This window comes from Arthrobacter sp. USHLN218 (assembly GCF_037144715.1).
GTDB lineage: Bacteria > Actinomycetota > Actinomycetes > Actinomycetales > Micrococcaceae > Crystallibacter.
Window position 1 is genome coordinate 272,949 of record NZ_JBBCYT010000004.1, and the last position, 19,074, is coordinate 292,022.

General features: G+C 69.2%; 14 protein-coding genes. 10 read left to right on the forward strand and 4 right to left on the reverse strand.

Annotated elements, in window-relative coordinates; genetic code table 11:
- The first annotated feature begins 24 nt into the window (after positions 1-24).
- The 3 genes from malQ (at position 25) to WFH44_RS11120 (ending at position 3,657) form a co-directional block, all read left to right on the forward strand.
- Positions 25-2,217: a 4-alpha-glucanotransferase gene (gene malQ, locus WFH44_RS11110; protein WP_336713934.1), complete on the forward strand. Its 2,193-nt coding sequence runs from the start codon at positions 25-27 to the stop codon at positions 2,215-2,217.
- 216 nt (positions 2,218-2,433) lie between these two features.
- A complete protein-coding gene (locus WFH44_RS11115; protein WP_336713935.1) occupies positions 2,434-2,949 on the forward strand; it encodes a hypothetical protein in 516 nt (171 codons plus the stop codon).
- A 99-nt stretch (positions 2,950-3,048) separates the two neighbouring features.
- On the forward strand, positions 3,049-3,657 hold the full coding sequence (locus tag WFH44_RS11120; RefSeq protein ID WP_336713936.1) for a DUF305 domain-containing protein: 609 nt from the start codon (positions 3,049-3,051) through the stop codon (positions 3,655-3,657).
- Positions 3,658-3,816: 159 nt separating this feature from the next.
- Here WFH44_RS11120 and WFH44_RS11125 read toward each other — a convergent pair whose 3' ends face one another.
- A complete protein-coding gene (locus WFH44_RS11125; protein ID WP_336713937.1) occupies positions 3,817-5,964 on the reverse strand; it encodes a heavy metal translocating P-type ATPase in 2,148 nt (715 codons plus the stop codon).
- A 237-nt stretch (positions 5,965-6,201) separates the two neighbouring features.
- On the reverse strand, positions 6,202-7,053 hold the full coding sequence (locus tag WFH44_RS11130) for a LysR family transcriptional regulator (RefSeq protein WP_336713938.1): 852 nt from the start codon (positions 7,051-7,053) through the stop codon (positions 6,202-6,204).
- A gap of 85 nt (positions 7,054-7,138) precedes the next feature.
- Here WFH44_RS11130 and WFH44_RS11135 point away from each other — a divergent pair, with 85 nt between their 5' ends.
- From WFH44_RS11135 to WFH44_RS11160, 6 genes are all read left to right on the forward strand, one after another.
- On the forward strand, positions 7,139-8,014 hold the full coding sequence (locus WFH44_RS11135) for an EamA family transporter (RefSeq protein WP_336713939.1): 876 nt from the start codon (positions 7,139-7,141) through the stop codon (positions 8,012-8,014).
- A 131-nt stretch (positions 8,015-8,145) separates the two neighbouring features.
- The gene (locus WFH44_RS11140) at positions 8,146-8,628 is read left to right on the forward strand and encodes a CBS domain-containing protein (RefSeq protein WP_336713940.1); all 483 of its coding nucleotides are present in this window, start codon (positions 8,146-8,148) and stop codon (positions 8,626-8,628) included.
- A 33-nt stretch (positions 8,629-8,661) separates the two neighbouring features.
- Positions 8,662-9,699: a pyruvate dehydrogenase (acetyl-transferring) E1 component subunit alpha gene (gene pdhA, locus WFH44_RS11145; RefSeq protein WP_336713941.1), complete on the forward strand. Its 1,038-nt coding sequence runs from the start codon at positions 8,662-8,664 to the stop codon at positions 9,697-9,699.
- Positions 9,696-10,700: an alpha-ketoacid dehydrogenase subunit beta gene (locus WFH44_RS11150; protein ID WP_336713942.1), complete on the forward strand. Its 1,005-nt coding sequence runs from the start codon at positions 9,696-9,698 to the stop codon at positions 10,698-10,700. The genes pdhA and WFH44_RS11150 overlap by 4 nt, the downstream gene beginning before the upstream one ends.
- Positions 10,701-10,709: 9 nt before the next feature.
- Positions 10,710-12,167, forward strand: a complete 1,458-nt coding sequence (locus tag WFH44_RS11155; protein WP_336713943.1) for a dihydrolipoamide acetyltransferase family protein — start codon at positions 10,710-10,712, stop codon at positions 12,165-12,167.
- 111 nt (positions 12,168-12,278) lie between these two features.
- Positions 12,279-12,914 (forward strand): uracil-DNA glycosylase, encoded by a 636-nt coding sequence (locus tag WFH44_RS11160; protein ID WP_336713944.1) that lies wholly within the window; start codon positions 12,279-12,281, stop codon positions 12,912-12,914.
- A gap of 101 nt (positions 12,915-13,015) precedes the next feature.
- On the opposite strand, the gene WFH44_RS11165 is transcribed toward WFH44_RS11160, so the two are convergent.
- Positions 13,016-14,248, reverse strand: a complete 1,233-nt coding sequence (locus WFH44_RS11165) for a glycerophosphodiester phosphodiesterase family protein (RefSeq protein WP_336713945.1) — start codon at positions 14,246-14,248, stop codon at positions 13,016-13,018.
- 416 nt (positions 14,249-14,664) lie between these two features.
- Positions 14,665-18,270, reverse strand: coding sequence for a chitobiase/beta-hexosaminidase C-terminal domain-containing protein (locus WFH44_RS11170; protein WP_336713946.1), 3,606 nt, complete (start codon positions 18,268-18,270; stop codon positions 14,665-14,667).
- Positions 18,271-18,785: 515 nt separating this feature from the next.
- Here WFH44_RS11170 and WFH44_RS11175 point away from each other — a divergent pair.
- Positions 18,786-19,016, forward strand: coding sequence for a PLDc N-terminal domain-containing protein (locus WFH44_RS11175; RefSeq protein ID WP_336713947.1), 231 nt, complete (start codon positions 18,786-18,788; stop codon positions 19,014-19,016).
- Positions 19,017-19,074: the final 58 nt, after the last annotated feature.

The following is a 19,074-nucleotide window of genomic DNA, read 5'->3' on the forward strand; positions in this document are numbered from 1 at the left end:
TCCTCGGCAGACAAGGCGGACTTGATGAGTAACCCCGCGTCCCCCGTCAGCGCTTCCGCTGACGCCCACCTCGACCCAGACCTCGCCAAGCTGCACCGGCTGGCCGCGGCACACGGCGTCGGCACCACCTTCACCGGCTGGAACGGGACGCCGCAGCAGGTGGCCCCGGAGACGCTGGTTAAGGTGCTGGCCGCCCTCGGCGTTCCGGCCTCGTCCCCCGAGCTGGTGGACGGATCCCTCGCCGAGGCGGAACTGGAGGACTGGCGCCGGATGCTGCCCCCCGCCGTCGTTGTCACCGCGGGGAAGGAAGCCCTGGTCCCGGTGCATGTGCCGGACGGGACGGCGGTGAAGCTGCGGATCGTCACCGAGGACGGACAGGAGCATGCCGCCCGGCAGCGCAACGTCGGGGCGGAGCCGCGCGAGGTGGAGGGCGTGCCGACGGTCCGCGCCACGTTCGCCCTGCCGCGGGACCTGCCGCTGGGCTGGCACACCCTGCACGCCGAGATCGAGGGCGCCGCGGCGCGGACCGCGCTGATCGTGGTGCCGGACCGGCTGGCCACAACCGGGATGCTGGAGCAGCGCCGCGGCTGGGGCCTGGCCGCGCAGCTGTATTCGGTCCGCTCCAGTCGTTCCTGGGGCATCGGGGATTTCGGCGACCTGGCGGACCTGGCCGCGCTGAGTGCCGAACGCGGCGCGGACTACGTGCTGGTCAACCCCTTGCATGCGGCCGAGCCGGCCCCGCCGCTGCAGCCCTCCCCCTACTCGCCCTCCACCAGGCGGTTCTTCAACCCGCTCTACCTGCGGATCGAGGCCATCGACGAACTGGCCTACCTGGAGCCGAAGCAGCGGGAGCAGGTGGAGAAGCTGTCGGCCAAGGCCCAGCGGCTGAACCGCAGCGCCGAGCTGCTGGACCGGGACCAAGTGTACAAACTCAAGCTCGAGGCTCTGGAGCTGCTCCACCAGGCCGGGCGCTCCCCCGCCCGCGAGCAGGCCTACCGCGCGTTCGTCCGGGACAGCGGCGCCGGGCTGGAGGACTTCGCCCTGTGGTGCGCCCTGCGCGAGCAGACGCCCGCGGACGATCCGTCCTGGCGCGACCCGGCTGCAGCCCCGGATACGGCGGCCGCGCAGGCGAAGCGGCGCCAGCTGGCCCAGCGGATCGGCTTCCACATGTGGCTGCAGTGGCTGTGCGACGAGCAGCTCGAGGCGGCGCAGCGTGCGGCGAAGCTGGCCGGGATGCGGCTGGGCGTGGTGCACGACCTGGCGGTTGGCGCGGACCTGTCCAGCGCGGACGCGTGGATGCTGCGCGGCGTGCTGGCGCCAGGGGTCAGCGTGGGGGCGCCGCCGGACATGTACAACCAGCTGGGGCAGGACTGGTCGCAGCCGCCGTGGCATCCGAAGCGGCTGGCCGAGGCCGGCTACGTGCCGTTCCGCAACATGCTGCGCACCGTGCTGCGCCACGCCGGCGGCGTCCGGGTGGACCACATCCTGGGCCTGTTCCGGCTCTGGTGGGTGCCGGAGGGGAACCTGCCCATCGACGGCGCCTACGTCACCTACGACCACGAGGCGATGATCGGCATTCTGGCGCTGGAGGCCCAGCGCGCCGGCGCCGTGGTGATCGGCGAGGACCTGGGCACCTTCGAGCCCTGGGTGCGCGACTACCTCGCGGAGCGCGGCATCCTGGGCACCTCCATTCTGTGGTTCGAGAACGACGGCGGCGCTCCCCTGCCGCCGGAGAGGTACCGGACGCAGTGCCTGGCCAGCGTGAACACGCACGACCTGCCGCCGACCGCCGGCTACCTGTCCGGCGAACACGTGGCCCTACGGGACGGACTCGGCCTGCTCCAGCAGAGCGCGGCCGAAGAACTGGCCGCGCACCGGAAATCTGTGAGCGCCGTGCTGGAAGTTGCCCGCGAGCGCGGCCTGCTGCCGGACGGCGAGGCGACCGAACAGCAGCAGATCGAGGCGCTGCACGTGCTGTTGGCCCAGACGCCGTCGGTCTTGTTGTGCGTCGCGCTGGTGGACGGCACCGGGGACCGGCGGGTCCAGAACCAGCCCGGCACCACCACCGAGCAGTACCCGAACTGGCAAGTGCCGCTGGGCGACTCGGCCGGACAGCCGGTCCTGCTGGAGGACCTCGAAGGGGACCCGCGCTTCAATGGTCTGCTGGCCGCCGTCGAAAATGCGCTCCGGAAGTCCGACGCGTCCGGGCGGCGCTGACGCGGAGGCACACGGCACTCAGGCACTCCGGCGTCCCGGCATCCCGAGACCCGGGATGCCGGGACCCGGACCCCGGGCCCCGGGCCAGGGATGCCGGAACCCGGGGCCAGATGGAACTGGATACCCCTGCCGGGTATGATAGGCGAAGGGTGGCAGTCGGCGGCCTGGCCGCTGCCTGCTTGAGGAAGGTGCACTCCGGCTAGCAGGAAGGCAGGCATGGCGGACTACATGTTCGTGCTCCAGCGCCGGCCTGCGCCTATGCCGCACGGCCTAATGCTCCTGCTCTGCCTGCTGGCCGTCATGGCCGGAATCCTCGGGATGCACGCCCTCGGCATTGCCCATCAGGCCGCATCCGGACATGCCTCGATGGCCTCGGGCCAGGCCATTTCACACGACGCCGGCGGCTCGCACGACTCCCACGCAGGACACGGCACGCCGCACACCCCCGGCAGCATCCACACCGCCCAGGGCACCGTGGATGCCGCCGCGCTCACGGTTGCGGGACAGGACCTCCATTCCGCAACGTGCTCGGGCCCCTGCGGAGGCGAGCACACCATGCAGGCCGCGTGCGTTTTCCTGGTGGTGCTGACCGGATGGCTCCTGGCTTTCCTGCTGCAGCGGCATCATGAAAGCGGCAGCCACGGGCTGCGCGCGCCCCCGCCTTCTCCAACGTGGATCCGGGCCGCGCCAAGGCCTCCTTCCTTGATTGAGCTGTCCGTCAGCCGCACATAGGCCGTTTGCTTGATCCCCTCGCGGGACCGGCTTATGTCCGCATGCCATGCGCGTGCGGCCCTGACAGACATACCCAAGATTCACGAAGGACCAACCGCCATGAAGCGTTATGCCGTCATCACCTCCTCCGCCGTTGCCGCCGCCCTGCTCCTTTCCGGATGCGGGTCGGATGCCGGTCCCAATTCCGCCGCTCCGGACACCGGCACGCAGGCTGCGACCCAGTCCGCCCCCGGCACGGGCGCAGCCCCGGCGGACGCCGCGTTCGCGCAGGCGATGATCCCCCACCACGACCAGGCCGTCAACATGAGCCAAATGATGCTCGCCAAGGACGGCGTCGATCCCGACGTAAGGAAGCTGGCCGAAGACATCAAGGCGGCCCAGGGCCCCGAAATCGAGACGATGCACGGCTGGCTGGAAGCGTGGGGACAGCCGACCATGATGGCCGGCGGCAGCGACCACAGCAGCCACTCGAGCATGAGCGGAATGATGAGCGACGCCGACCTCGGCAAGCTCAAGTCAGCCCAGGGAACGGACGCCTCGCGCATGTTCCTGGAGCAGATGGTCGAGCACCATGAGGGCGCCATCACCATGGCCGAGCAGGAAGCTGCCAATGGATCCGATCCCGACGCCGTGGAGCTGGCCAAGAAGGTCGTTGCCGACCAGCAGGCCGAAATCGACAAGATGAAGGACCTGCTCGCCGGCCTCTAAGTTCCAAGGCTGCCCTGCCCCGCGACCACGGGGCAGGGCATCCGCCGGACGACGACGGCGGGAAACGTTCGCGCCGCACGGCGCCTAGCGGGGACCGAGGGGTAAGCGAAAACAACGACGGCCGCAGCCTTCGGGCTGCGGCCGTCGTTTTGGCTGCCCCTAGCGGATCCGTTCCGGGTCGAGGTCGATCCGGCGCAGCAGCTGCGCGTTCAGCGCCACCACGATGGTGGACACCGACATCAGGATGGCGGCGACGGCCGGCGAGATCGCGACGCCCGCGAAGGCCAGCCCGCCTGCGGCCAGCGGCACGGCGACGATGTTGTAGCCCGTGGCCCAGACCAGATTCTGGATCATCTTCCGGTAGCTGGCCCGGGACAGGTCGATCATCGACAGCACCCCGCGGGGGTCGTTTCCCGCGAGGACGACGCCGGCCGATTCCATCGCCACATCTGTCCCCGCGCCGATGGCGATGCCGACCTCCGAGCGGGCCAGAGCCGGGGAATCGTTGACGCCGTCGCCGACCATGGCCACCCTCAGGCCGCGCTGCTGCAGTTCGATAACCTTCTTGTCCTTATCCTGCGGCAGGACCTCGGCAAAGACCTCGTCGATGCCGAGGTCACGTCCGACGGCGTCGGCGACCTGGCGGGCATCGCCGGTGATCATGGCAACCTTGACGCCGCGCTGCTGCAGCGCCCTGACCGCCGCCCGCGATTCGCCGCGGACCTTGTCCTCCAAGGCGAGCCCGCCGACGATTCGTCCATCGCGGACCACGTGCAGCACGCCCGCGCCGCGTTCCCGCCACGCGTCGGCCTCCGCTGCCAGGTCCTTCGGCTCGGCGAGGCCCAGTTCGCGGAGCATGTTCGGCCCGCCCACTGAGACGTCCGAACCATCCACTGTGGCGCGGACGCCGCGGCCGGTTTGGGAGCTGAAGCTGCTGCCGGCCAAACCCAGCGCCCGGGCTTCCGGGTTCTCTGCGGCGGCGCGGACGATGGCGCGCGCCACCGGGTGTTCGCTGTCGGACTCGGCCGCGGCGGCCAGGGCCAGCAGTTCGGCTTCGGACACGCCGCGGACGGCCGCGGCGCCGGTGACGGCGTGTGCGCCTTCGGTCAGCGTGCCGGTCTTGTCGAACAGGACCATGTCCACCGTACGCATCCGCTCCAGCGCCATCCGGTTCTTGATCAGCACGCCGGAACGGGCGGCACGCTCGGTCGAGATGGCAATGACCAGCGGGATGGCCAGCCCGAGCGCGTGGGGGCAGGCGATGACCAGGACGGTGATGGTGCGGACGACGGCCTCGTCCGGGCTGCCGAGCAGCAGCCAGGCGGTGAAGGTGATGATGCCGGCGCCCAGCGCGAAGTAGAACAGCAAGGCGGCGGCGCGGTCGGCCAGGGCCTGGGCGCGGGACGAGGATTCCTGGGCTTCCGCCACCAGCCGCTGGATTCCGGCCAGCGCGGTGTCGGCGCCGACGGCGGTGATCTCCACCCGAACGGCGTTGTCCGTGGCGACGGTGCCGGCGACCACGGTGTCACCCGTTCCGCGGCCGACCGCCTTGGACTCGCCCGTGATCATCGACTCGTCAAACTCGGCCTCGCCGTGGATGATCCGCCCATCCGCGGGCACCCGGGCGCCGGAGCGCACCAGCACGACGTCGCCCGTGCCCAAGGAGGCCACCGGGACCGTGGTGACGCCGCCGTCGTCGTTAATCTTGTCCGCTTCATCCGGAAGCAGGGCGGCCAGGGCATCCAGGGCGCCCCGCGCGGAACCCAGGGCGCGCATTTCCATCCAGTGGCCCAGCAGCATGATCACGATCAGCAGCGCCAGTTCCCACCAGAAGTCCAGGTCGAAGCCGCCGATCCCCAGGGTCGTGATCCAGGAGGCGGCGAAGGCGACCGTGATGGCCATCGCGATCAGCAGCATCATGCCCGGCTGGCGCGACCTGAGCTCCCTCAGCCCGCCCTTCAGGAACGGGGTGCCGCCGTAGGCGAAGATGACGGTTCCGAGCACCGGAGGGATCAAGGCGGCGCCGGGGAAATCCGGAATGGTGTAGCCGAGGATGTCGGCAAACATCGGGCTGAAGAACACCACTGGGATCGACAGCACCAGGGACAGCCAGAACTTGTTCTTGAACATGGCCGTGCTGTGCCCGGCATGCTCGCCGTGGGTGTGGACGGCATGCTCGTCATCCACCGCCGAGTGCACCGGGCCGGCAGGCCTGGCCTGCCCGTGGGTGTCGTGGTCGGTCATCGCCGGGCCGTGGCCGGAATGGTTGTGCCCGGAATGGTCGTGGTGCGAATGCGCGGTATTCATGACTCGGTCTCCTCACGCAACATGCGTTGACGGCGCGGGAATCGGGAGCGCCAGGCCGCTGTGAATGGCGCTCCGCTGCCGCGGCGGTGAGGACCTTCACTGCGTTGGGGCCGGTGAGGCTCGGACGCTGGTTTCCGGTACTGGCAAATTTATACCCCTAGGGGGTATCAGTCAAGGCTTGGCGGCGAGGGTCACGGCAGCTGCAGGCACGAGGAGCTTCGGCCCGGTTCGGAGCGCTCAGGCGTAGAAGCCGGCGAGGAGTTCGACGACGTCTTTGCGCGCCGGGGGCGGATCCGCTTTGGACCACGCGGCGTAGACGGGCAGCGGCGGGGCATCCCGCACCAGCCGGTAGACCAGGCCGGGCCGCCGGTACTGGTACGCCGTGGATTCGGCGGTGACACCGCGGGCGGCTCCGGTCGCGATGACGGTGAGCCAGTCGTCGATGTCCTCGATCAAGACGGTCCCCGGCGGCCGCCGGCCTTCGGGCCAGAGATCCAGCCTGGTGCTTCCGGTCCTCGGGTCGATGGCCACCGGCGCGTCGGCCAGCTGCGCCAGCGAGACGGTCCGTTTGCCGGCCAGCGGATCCCGTGAGGCCATCGCGCAGTAGCGGCGCTCGTGCCCGATCAGCACGAGGTCCACGGCGGACGTGTCGGGCACCCGGCGCAGGATGGCGAAGTCGCTGGTGCCTTCGACGAGTCCGGACGTGGGCGTGTTGGTCCTGACCAGCCGGAGCTCGCTGTGGGGGAACACGGCTTCCCACCGGCGCTGGAACTCCTGGGTATGCCGCCCCAGCGCGGACCAGGGATACCCGATCCGGACCGTGCCGCCGCCACCGGCCGCCTCCTGCTGGAGGTCGGCGATGATCGACAGCGCCCGACGGGCCTTCCGGATGGCCCGCTCCCCCGCCGCGGTCGGCTCGACGCTGCGGGTGGTGCGGTGCAGGAGCCGGACGTCGAGGGCGCGCTCCAGCGCGGCCACGTTCCGGGAAACCGCGGCCTGGGAGATCCCCAGTTCGATCCCGGCGTCGGTAAAGCTTCCGGTCTCGACGACGGCGATCAAGGACCGCAGGTGGCGCAGCTCAACGTCCATGCCACGAGTTTATCTATGCGTGCCGCGCATAGAGACCCGTGTCCATGCATTATGCGAGTAGCTGCCGGCGGAGGACACTCGGCGCATGGAGCAGAACGAATCCTTCGCGCGGGGACGCCGGACCGGCGTCGCGACCCTGATGGGCAGCGCATTGTCCAACCAGCTGGGTGCGGCCAGCGGTTCCCTGGCCTTCCCGGTACTCGGCCCCGTGGGGGTCGTGGCGGTGCGCCAGCTCATCGCCGCGGCCGTGCTGGTCCCGGTGGTCCGGCCGCGGCTGCGGTCCTTCACCGCCCGGCAATGGTGGCCGGTGCTGCTGCTGGCCCTGGTGTTCGGGACCATGAACCTTGGCCTCTACGCCGCCGTGGATCGGATCGGCCTGGGACTGGCGATGACCCTCGAGTTCGTCGGCCCCCTGGCCGTTGCCATCCTCGGCGCCCGGCACTGGAAGGCCAAGGCCTGCGCCCTTCCCGCCGCGGCGGGCGTCCTGGCGATCACCCAGCCCGGGGCGTCCACCGACTACCTCGGCATCATGTTCGCCCTCACGGCGGCCGGCTGCTGGGCCGCCTACATCATGCTCAACAAGACCGTGGGGGCGCGCATCCCGGGAGTCCAGGGCACCGCGGCGGCCGCGGGTGTCTCCGCCACCCTCTTCCTGCCGGTCGCGGTGGTCGTTTTCGCCACGCAACGGCCCGACGGCGCCACCCTCCTCTACGCCGTGGGCGCGGGCATCCTGGCGACCGTCGTCCCCTACACGGCGGATCTGCTCGTGCTGCGCCGGTTCCCGGCGAACCTCTTCGGGATCCTAATGAGCGTCAATCCGGTCTTCGCGGCGCTGGTCGGCGTCTTCGCCCTCCACGAGACGCTCAACGCCGTGCACTGGCTCGGCATCGCCCTCATCGTGGGCGCGAACGCCGCGGCGCTGGCGCTCCGCGACGGCCGCAGCACCGCCGGCCGGCCCTAGGCGGAGGCTCCCGCCCTGCCCTTGACCTCCACTTTCTGCCCTTGACCTCCACGGCAACCGGACTAGGCTTGGCACCAGCGCCAGGTACATCATTTCCGCAGTTCAACTCCGGTTCGGGAGGAGAAACCAGCGTGGAAACAACGGCAGCAAGCACGGCTGGGGACATCATGACCAGCCCGGTCGTCACCGTCACGGCCGAGACGCCGGTGGACAAGGTGGCGGGGCTCCTGCGACGGCACCGGATCAGCGCCGTTCCCGTGGTGGACAACTCCGGAAACGTCATGGGGCTGGTTTCCGAATACGACCTGCTCGCGCGCAGCGGCGCCACGGCGGGCCAGCTCATGAGCAGCGAGATCGCCACGGTCAGCCCGGAGACCTCCGTCGACACCGTGCGCAAGCTGCTAGTGGACCGGCATTTCCGCAGGATACCGGTGGTCCAGGGCGGCCAGCTCGTCGGGATCGTCAGCCAGGGCGACATCATCGCGCTGATGGCGACCGAGTGGGTCTGCGGCGCATGCGGCGAAGCGGTCCGCGGCGACGAGCCTCCGGAAAAATGCCCCAGGTGCGGCAGCGCGGACCAGTTCAGCTTGCAGGAGCAGCTGCCCGGGACCTAGGGCCGGGGTAATCGTAGCGACGCGGGAGCGGCCATGAGCGAAGAAGTGCAGGATGCCCGGCAACTGACGGACTACTACGCGCAGATGGTGCTGATCCGCCGGTTCGAACTCGTGGCGGACCAGATGTACAAACGGGCCAGGATCGGCGGCTACTGCCACCTCAACCTCGGCGAGGAGGCCACCGTCGTCGGACTGATGGCCGCGCTGCGGGAGCAGGACTACCTCTTCACCACCTACCGCGACCACGGCTACGCGTTGGCCCGCGGCATGGAGCCCGGCCGGGTCATGGCGGAGCTGTTCGGCAAGTCCACCGGGGTGGCCAAGGGTCGCGGCGGCTCCATGCACATGTTCGATGCCGGGCTGCACATGCTCGGCGGCTACGGCATCGTCGGGGGCCAGATCCCGCCGGCCACCGGGGCCGCCCTCGCCCTGGCCTACCGCTCCGCGGCGGGCCCGGAAGCCGGGGCTGTGCTCTGCCAGCTCGGCGACGGCACCACCAACATCGGCGCCTTCCACGAATCCCTCAACCTGGCCGCCATCTGGAAACTGCCCATCGTCTACGCCATCGTGAACAACCGGCTCGGCATGGGCACCGCGGTGGAGGCGGCCTCGGGCGAGCCGGACCTCTACAAGCGCGGCGCCTCCTACCGCATTCCCGGCGAGCGCGTGGACGGGGATGATCCCGTGGCCGTCCGGCAGGCAGCCGAGGCCATGTTGGCCCGGGCCCGCGAGGAGCGCCGGCCGGGCCTGCTCGAGCTGATGAGCTACCGGCTCAAGGGCCACTCCGTCGTCGACCCCGCCAAGTACCGTTCCCCGTCCGAGGTGGAGACCGCACAGGCCGCCGACCCGGTGCCGGCGTTCCGCGCGCGGCTGCTCCAGGCGGGCGTCCTTACCGAGGAGGCGGCCAGGGAAATAGAGGACGACGCCGAGGAGAAGGTGAGTGCCGCCGTCGCCTTCGCGGAGAACTCCCCCGATCCCGCTCCGTCCGAGCTCTTCGACTTCGCCTACGCCCAGGACGTGCCCAACGCGCCGCGGGCCCTGCCGGGCGACCCGCTGGAGGTGGAGCTGTGAACGCCGAGCCCGCCCCGATCACCTACCGCCAGGCGCTGAACGACACACTGCGCGCCGAACTCACCCGGGATCCCAACGTGATCCTCCTCGGCGAGGAGATCGGCAAGTTCGAGGGCTCCTACAAGATCACTGCCGGCCTGCTCAAGGAGTTCGGCCCGGAGCGCGTCCGCGACACCCCGATCGCCGAGGAAGGCTTCGTCGGCGCGGCGATCGGCGCCGCGATGCTCGGCCTGCGCCCCGTCGTCGAAATCATGACCCTGAACTTCAGCCTGATCGCGATCGACCAGATCGTGAACCACGGCGCCAAGATCTACGGCATGTTCGGCGGCCAGACGCCCGTCCCCATGGTCATCCGGTTCCCGGGCGGCGGCGGCCAGCAGCTGGCGGCCACCCACTCGCAGAACCTCGAGGTCTGGTATGCCCACGTACCGGGCCTGAAGGTGATCGCCCCGTCCACGCCCGCGGACGCCAAGGCCATGCTCACCGCGGCCATCAGGGACGACGACCCGGTCATCTTCCTGGAGAACCTCGCCCTCTACAACACCAAAGGCGTCGTCCCGGACGGCGAGCAGATCGCGGAAATCGGCCGCGCCGCCGTCGTCCGCGAAGGAACGGACCTGACGGTCATCACCTACTCGCGCGGCACCCTGATCGCCCTCGAGGTGGCCCGCCGCTTCGCCGAAGAAGGCGTCTCGCTGGAGGTCGTGGACCTGCGGAGTCTGCGCCCGCTGGACCGCGCCACGTTCTGCGAATCCGTGCGCAGGACCAGCCGCGCCGTGGTGCTCGAGGACGACTGGCTCAGCTACGGCATCGGCGCCGAAATCTCTGCAACCCTAATGGAGTGCGCCTTCGACTACCTCGATGCCCCGGTCCGCCGGGTCGCCGCGGCCGAGGTGCCGCTGCCCTACGCCAAGCCGCTCGAGCTCGCCGCCCTGCCCGACGCCGAGGATCTAGTGCGCGTGGTGCGCGAAGTCCTGGCCGCAACCGGTTTCCACAGTTAGGTGACTGCCATGTCGGAAATTTTCATGCCGCGGCTCTCGGACACCATGGAAGAAGGCGTCATCGCGCGCTGGACCAAGAAGCCGGGGGACGCGGTGAAGGCCGGGGAGGTCATCGCCGAGATCGACACGGACAAGGCCACCATGGAGCTCGAGGTGTTCGAGGACGGCGTGATCGAACAGCTGCTGGTCGAGGAGGGCGCCACGGTGCCCATCGGCCAGGTGGTCGCGCTGATCGGCTCCGGCGCCGGCGGAACCGGCGGAACAACGACGGCGGCGCCCGCCGCGGCGGGGTCCGTCACCGAGGGTGCGGCGCAGGAGAGGGTCGGGGCGGAAGCCGAGCCCGGCCAGGGAGCGGCAGAGCCGCCTGGCGCCGGAGAAGCGGCCGCGGGACAAGGCGGCGCAGGACAAAACGGCATAAGACAGCGCGGCGCCGGACGGGCTGCGGCGGCCGAAGGCCAGGCTGCGCGGGAGCCGGGGGCCCGTGTGCCGATGTCCCCGCTGGCCCGCAAGATCGCCCGCGAGCACGGCATCGACCCGGCTACCCTGGCCGGCTCCGGACCGGGCGGACGGGTGGTGCGGCAGGACGTGGACGCCGCCATCGCCGCCCGGGCCGCCGGAGGGGCGGCAGCCTCCCCGCCGGGCGCCGGTGCACCCCAGGCCCCGCCGGCCGCCGCCCCCGGAACCGGCCCCGCAGCCGCGCCCGCGGGCGGAACCCCGCCGCCCGCCGTCGTCGCCGGTCCCGCCGCCGCCGCGGTGCCGGCCGCGGGAACCATGCCCGCGGCTGACGCCACCGAGATACCCCTGACCCAGATGCGCAAGGCGACCGCGCGCCGGCTGACGGAGAGCGCCGCCGTCCCGCACTTCGACCTGACTATTCCCGTGACGGCGGATCCGCTGCTGGCCTTCCGGGCGGACATCAACGCGCGGCTGGCCGAGGACGGCGTCAAGATCAGTGTGACGGACCTGCTGGTGCGGGCGGTGGCGGTCACGCTGCGCCGGCACCCCAAGGTCAACTCGTCCTGGGCCGGCGACAGGATCCTGCAGCACCACCACGTGCACGTCGGCATGGCCGTGGCCATCGAGGCGGGGCTGATCGTGCCGGTCATCCGGGACGCCGACGCCAAGGGGCTGGCGGTGCTGGCGCGCGAGAGCAAGGAACTGGCGGAGAAGGCCCGCGCCGGCAAGCTCCGGCCCGAGGAATTCAGCGGCGGCACCTTCACGCTCAGCAACCTCGGCATGTTCGGGATCGAGCAGTTCACGGCAGTGATCAATCCGCCGGAGGCCGCCATCCTGGCCGTCGGCGCGAGCATGGCCGAGCCCTACGTGGAGGAGGGCGCCCTGCGCGAGCGCACTGTGATACGCCTGACCATGACCTCGGACCACCGGGTGCTCGACGGCGCCGTCTCCGCGGGGTTCCTGCGGGATTTGAAGCAAACCTTGGAGGAACCGCTGCGGATCCTGCTCTGAGATCGGTTGCTAGACTAGCTAAGCCCCAAAAACATTCCACCGCGCGTCCGCATGCCCAGCAGCGGTGCGCACCAAGCCGCCCGGCACGGCGCAAGGAGATACCTCACTTTCATGACAGCCCTGGCTACCGAGTCCTTCCACGACCAGCTCTTCGACCGCCGCTACGACCCGAACGTGGCCGCAGTGAACCAGCTCTGCGACAGCCTGCAGGAGCAGAAGCCGGGCAGCGAGGTTCCGTACGTCGACCCCGGGCACAACGTGGAGGAATGCCGGGTCATCAGCCTGTTCTCGAACATCGGCAGCGCCTCTCCTTCCGGCTTCATCACGGCCGGTGACGACGACGCCGCGACGCGCCTTTTGGGTGTGCACTGGCAGCTGGGCCTGCGGCCCGAGTACGTCATGCCCTGGAACGTGCACCCCTGGTTCGTGCCCGGCCAGCCCAATGGCAAGCTCTCGCCCCAGCAGGTCACGGCGGGCCTTAAGCCGCTGCTGAAGTTCCTGGCCCTGGTGCCGCGCGCCTCCGCGCTCGTCGCCCACGGCAGCGAGGCCCAGCGGCTGGCGGCACAGCTGCTGAAGACCGAGGCGCCGCTGCTGTGGCGCCGCGGCTTCAAGACCTACAAGGTCCGTGCCCTCAGCGGCCGTTCCTTCGCCGGCTCCGCCGAGCGCCAGGCCCAGTGGCTGGGCGACATGAAGGACGCCTACGGCGACGCGATGGCCCGCACCGGCCTGCCGCGCCGCATCAAGTAGCGGCGGCGGCCGCCTTCCGCTCCCCCGCAACCTTTAGAGGTGGGCAAGGAACTTCGGGCGGACGCCGCCGTCGTTAGTGGAACTGGGTGAGGCGGCTGCCGCTAGTTCGCGAAGACGTCCTGCAGGGTGCCCTGCGGGGACCACAGCGCAACCGAATCGCCCGTGTTGTTCAGGACGTTTGCGTCCCCGCCGTTGTAGTAGGCCTCGGCGGAATTGGTGCCCGGGCCGGTATAGACGCGCAGTTCGGCGCCCGGTTCCAGCACGTAGCCCTCGCCGACGGCCAGGATGTTGTTGGCGGCGTCGCGGAGGATGTAGCCGCTGGCGTCGACGCTGCGGTCCGTGGTGTTGCGCAGGACCACGTGCTCGCCGGTCTCGGCCTGCACGTCGTCGCCGGCCGGGTTGTTGACGGAGCCTTCGATCTCGATCCCGGTGCTGGCGGGGAACGGCTTCCGGCCGTCCACGTAGCGCATGGTCTGGATCGGGAAATCGCCGGTGACGGCGTCCACGCCAAGATCGATGGAGTGCTGGACGGCTTCCGGCGAGTTGGCGGTGTAGACGCCGATGATGAGGCCGGCGGCCTTGGCATCCGCGACGTTCTGCTCAGTCAATGTGCGGTAGTTGGTGCCGACCGAGTCGGCGAAGGCGGCCCAGGAATCCAGCACCGACTTGGCGGGAACGGTGCTGGAGAGCTGCTGCAGCTCGATCTCCGGGGCGATCTCCGCGAACTTCCGGTTGGAGGCCTCGTCAAAGCTGAGCACCTGGATCTTGTGCGCGGCGACCAGCTTCGTCCACTTCGCGTCGGTGCGCAGTTCATCGGCGACAAGCTGCTCCACGCCGGGAGAGTTCTTCGGCGACTTGATCTCGATGTAGACGCCGGTGTTCATGGTGGCGACCTCGGCGGCGTCGTCCAGGTGCGGGATGCGCTCCCCTTCGAACTCTTCGCCGAAGTAGGAGCCGGCATCCAGCTGCTGCAGCTCGGCCCAGGTGAAGGACGTGATCGGATCCTTGGCGCGCTCCGGGAAGACCTCTTCCACGTTGGTGGTGCGGGCCGGGGTGTCATCGTGGAACAGGAACGGCACGCCGTCCTTGCTCAGCTGGACGTCGATCTCGAAGAAGTCGGCGCCGGAGGCACGGCCATCCTTGAAGGCGGCGACGGTGTTCTCCGGTGCGGTGCCGGCCGCACCGCGGTGCCCGATGATCAGCGGCGAGGTTTCCGCGGCGGCTTCCGCCGGAGCTTCGGCCTCCTGCGCGGTGGCGGGCGCCGCGAACAGGGTGAGTCCGACGGCGGCGGCGGCCGCGGAACTGGTCAGGGTCGTGGTCAAGCGGGATGGCATGCTGTTTGGAATCCTTCGTCGTGGTGGCTGTTTCCCCCTTCGCGATATTCACAGCCGAGCCCGTCCGGAAAGCCAATTGCCCGTGAACTCAAGGTGAAACGAGCTATTCGACCGGCCGCTGGCACTCAAGAAACCTGGATTTTCAGCCTTTTAACAGGTTCTACCCCGGGTTTCCTCAAACTCCATCCCTACATTTGAATTACCTCATCAAGGTGCGAGTGATTGAAACCCCGGTGGCCAGGAGCTTCCCCCATCTCCTGGCCGCCGGGGTTTCCCCTTGTCCGGGATCGGCCAGCATCCGCGCCCTTCGCCGCCCGGAGCAGCGGAGCGCCGAAGGATTGCGGACCGGTTGTCCCCGGCATGCCGCAAGGCCCCCTGCCGCGGGCAGGAGGCCTTGCTTGGTTAGGCGGGTCGGGCTAGAAGGTGGACATGCCGTTCCAGCCCCTGGAGCCGATGACCTTCCAGGTCAGCCAGCGGCCTTTCCCGTTGCCGGGGTAGAGCCAGAGCTGGCCGTTCTTGTGGCGGGAGAGCACGTCGGCGTTGCCATCACCGTCGAAATCCCCGGTACTGAAGATCGACGTCATGCTGTTCCAGCCCGTGCCGACCTGCTTCCACTTCAGCCAGCGGCCTTGCCCGTTACCGGGATAGAGCCAGAGCGACCCGTTGTTGTGCCGGGCCAGCACGTCGGCGCTGCCGTCACCGTCGAAGTCGCCGGGGCTGAAGATCGACGTCATGGTGTTCCAGCCGGTGCCCACCTGGAGCTTCTTCAGCCAGCCGCCGTCGCCGTTGCCTCGGTAGAGCCACAGTGTCCCGTTCTTGTGCCGGGCCAGCACGTCGGTATCACCGTCTCCATTGAAATCGCCCGGGCTGAAGATCGACGTCATGGTGTTCCAGCCGGTGCCGACCTGGATCCGCTTCGACAAGCGGCCTTCCCCGTTGCCCGGGTAGAGCCATAGCTTGCCCGCCCCGTCGCGGGCGAGGACATCGGCGAAGTTGTCGCCGTCGAAATCGCCGGGGCTGAAGATCGACGTCATGGCATTCCAGCCGCTGGCGCCCATCCTGATCTTCGGGAGCAGTCGGCCTTCCCCGTTGCCAGGGTAGAGCCACAGGGCGCCCTTGGTATCGCGGGCGAGGACATCCACGAAGTTGTCGCCGTTGAAGTCGCGGTTGTCGGAGATCCGGCCCGGAGTGCCTGGTTCTTCTGTACCGGGGTCAGTGCCGGGATCCGTACCCGGGTCGGTCCCTGGATCCGTACCGGGATCCGTACCCGGGTCGGTACCGGGATCCGTACCGGGATCCGTACCCGGGTCGGTACCGGGATCCGTACCGGGATCGGTACCCGGGTCGGTACCGGGATCCGTACCCGGATCGGTACCCGGGTCAGTGCCGGGATCCGTACCCGGATCGGTACCGGGGTCAGTGCCTGGGTCGGTGCCGGGGTCCGTACCGGGATCGGTACCCGCGGCTTCGAATGTCCAGGAACCGATCTCGCTGATATTGCCGGCCTGGTCAATCGCTACCGCCCGCAGCGTGCCCGCCTCGGTGACCTCCATGGGGCCGTTGTAGAGCAGGCTTGTGGACGTCGGCTGTGATCCGTCCAAGGTGTAGTAGATCGCGGCGTTCTCGCTGGCGCTCAAAGTCACCAGGCTGCCCGCGGCGAGCGTGCCACCTGCCGGATCCGCCGTCACGGACGGAGCCGTGAAGTCCAGCGTGTAGGTTTCCGTGCCGACGTCCGAGGCCACCCCGTTGAAGGCGATGAACTTCAGGGTGGTGGTGCCCTCGGCGGAGATGTCGATCGGACCGGTGTACGGCGTGCTCTCCGTCGTCGGATCGGTCCCGTCGGTGGTGAAGAAGATCTGCGCCCCTGCGGGATCGGCCGTCAGCTCGACGGTCTGCGGTGCGGCAAACGTTCCGCCGGCCACGCTGGCCGCTGCGGTCGCGGGTGCCGGTGCCTCCGCGCCAGCCGTTCGGCCCTGCACGACGAACTCTTCGGTCTCGCCGACGACGGCCGGGGAGTCCAACTCGGCCCCGGTGCCATCGGTGAGCTGCTCGATGCGGAAGACGTTCGTATTGAACGGGCTGCCGACGACGGCGTGCGGCGTGGTGCCGTCGCCGAGGTAGCCTTCCGGAGCGCCTTCGGTCCAGCGCAGGAACGGCCCGATCTTGGCCTCAAGCAGCGGCGTGAAGTCGCCGTTGCCGTTCATGCTGCCCAGATCCTCGGTGAAGTTGATGTCGCCGACTTCGTCCGCGGCCACTTCCAGTACCCCGTAAGGATGGGTGATCCGGTACTTGGCACCCGGCACGAAGACACCGTCGCCGCGGACCCGGATGCGGCCGAATGCCACCTGGTCGCCGTCCCGGACCTCCTCCGCGGCCCACGCGGCCTCGGAAGCAAGAGTCAGGCGAATGTCTTCAGCGCCGACCGTCATCTGCGCATCCGCGGCCCACCAGAACGCTTCACCGGGGAAGTTGTTCGGGAAGGACGCCGGCTGGGCCGGGTCGGGCAGGACATCGATAACCGGGCAGAGCGGATCGTCGAGGCACAGTTCCAGCCGGACCGGGTCCTGGCCCTCCCAGCCGTTGTCTTCCAGCCACTGCGGGAAGCCGTGGTCACCGACCGGGCCGATCGCTCTCAGGTTGTGGATGACGTACTTGAAGGAACGGGTTTCCCCGGCCTCGCCTGCGCTGTTGACAGCGACAGCCCGGACGGTCGACGAGCTCGCCACCGTGAAGGGATCGCTGTAGAGCTTCGTCGTGCCGGTCGGCTCGCCCTCAGCGGTGTAGGAAGGCGCAGAGCCGTCCACAGTGTAGAAGACCCTTGGGACGTCTCCACCCTCACCGGTTCCGGTCAGCGTCACGGTCTGCGGCCCGGTCAACGCTCCCTCGGCCGCCGGCGTAGCGTCGATCCACGGCCGGGAGGCATCCAGGTCGTAGTCCTCCCTGTAGATCTCCGTGATTTCGCCCGTGGTCGGGACCACGGCGAGGTATTTGAGCGTGATCGGGTCCGGGCTGTCCAGTTGCACGACGGCGGCCGCGTCCTTGTTTCCGGGCTCCGGGACGTATTCGATGCCGTTGACCAGCGCGCCTGACTCATCGACCTGCGGGTCGGTCCCGTCCGTGGTGTAGACGATCTTGGCCTCATCCGGGAAGGAAGCCTGGATCTTCACGTCCGTAACGTCGTTATAGCGCCCTCCGCGCTTGTCCACTCCCGCTTCCAGGGTGGCGATCTTGCCCTGCACCGTGAATAGGTCGGTCTCTGCGCTTTGCGCGGTCGCTCCCGCGGTGAAGACGCCCTCGACCTTGAAGAAGTTGGTGCCGTTCGGGCTGCCGACCACCTGGTGTTCCACGGCCGGGTCACCGATGAAGCCCTCCGGAGCGGCTGGCGCCACCGCGGGATCCCAGCGCAGGAACGGCCCGACCCGGCCCTTCAGCGGCTCGTCCCAAGTGCAGGGCTGCTGCAGGCAGCCGATATCGATTGTTGTCCGGGCGCGGCCGCGGTCATCCGCGGTGACGTTATCGACGCCGTACGGGTGGGTGACCTTATAGGTTTCGCCTGGCACACCGTCGTCGATGCGGATCCGCAGGCGGGCGAAGCCGTTCTGCTGGCCCGCGGCGACGTCGCCGGCACCGCCGAAGGCGGCTTCCTGCGCCATGACCAGGATGGCCTCGCCGCCGCCGGGCAGAGCCATGGACGACTCGCCGGACCACCAGAAGGACTCCTCCGGGAAGTTGCCCGGGATGGACAGCGGCTGTGTGTTGTCGTAATCGACGCCGATCACCGGGCAGTCGACCGCGTCCAGGCATAGCTCGAGCCGCACCGGATCCAGCCCCTGCTCGGGGATACCGGTGTCGCCGTACCAATACGGATAACCGTTGTTCGGGTTGATCGGGCCCACGCCCTCGGGCGCGATGTTGAGCGCGGCCGGAAGCATGCCGCCCAGCGCTGGGACGGGTCCGGATTGCGCGACTGCGGGCGGCAGAATGCCAAGCCCGGAAACGACGACGGCGCCGGTAGCAACCACTGCCGCCGCCTTCCGCCGGAAATGCCAGTGCACGGCAGGCCTGCCGCGCGTTAAAGGTCGTGACGTCATGTTTCCCCCTAGTGCGAGTGTCCCCTTGAAGTGCGGGTATTCCTCTAGCGGAAGCGGCCGATCGGCCTGAGCTCCCGCCACCAGACTGGCTTCGCCAGGCTGGGAAATCCTTGCAGGGGGCACGCCGGGGAGCGGCAGAGGAGCGGTTCACAGGCTTTTAACAGCCTTTGCGAAGCCGGCATTCAACCGCCCGCCCTAGGGTGGAACCACCTCTTGAAGAGTGCGAGTGGTCAAAGCACCGGCTGGCAGGAATTCCCCCCTAAGTCCTTGCCAGCCGGTGCTTTCTCGTTTCCGCAGGGAAATTCCATGCCCCGGACCGTAGGCTGCCCGAATCTCATACCTACGGCCGATGCGCGGAACCCGCAGGGTTGCTTATGCTCTTCGCAGGGGTGCCGTCGCCGGGAGGGCCGGCAGGACCGGCCTTACTGCCGGATACAGGGGGACGCGTGGAATTCGATCCGATGCTGTGGCTGATGGCCTTGCTCAGTGCCGGCCCGTTCGCCCTGGCCGTCGCGGCGGGAGCCGTCGTCAGCATCTGCCGGAGCGATTTCAACGTAGCGCGCACGGCAGGATGGATATTGCTGGTGGTTCTCCTCCCGCTCCTCGGCCCGGCTTGCTGGTTCTGCCGTCATCTGCTTACCGGACTTTCAAACGGATTTACCCGGTCCTCCGGCTAGCGGCACTTGTTCGCCCGCCGTGACGCCGCCGCAATCACGGCGAAACACCGGGCCGCGA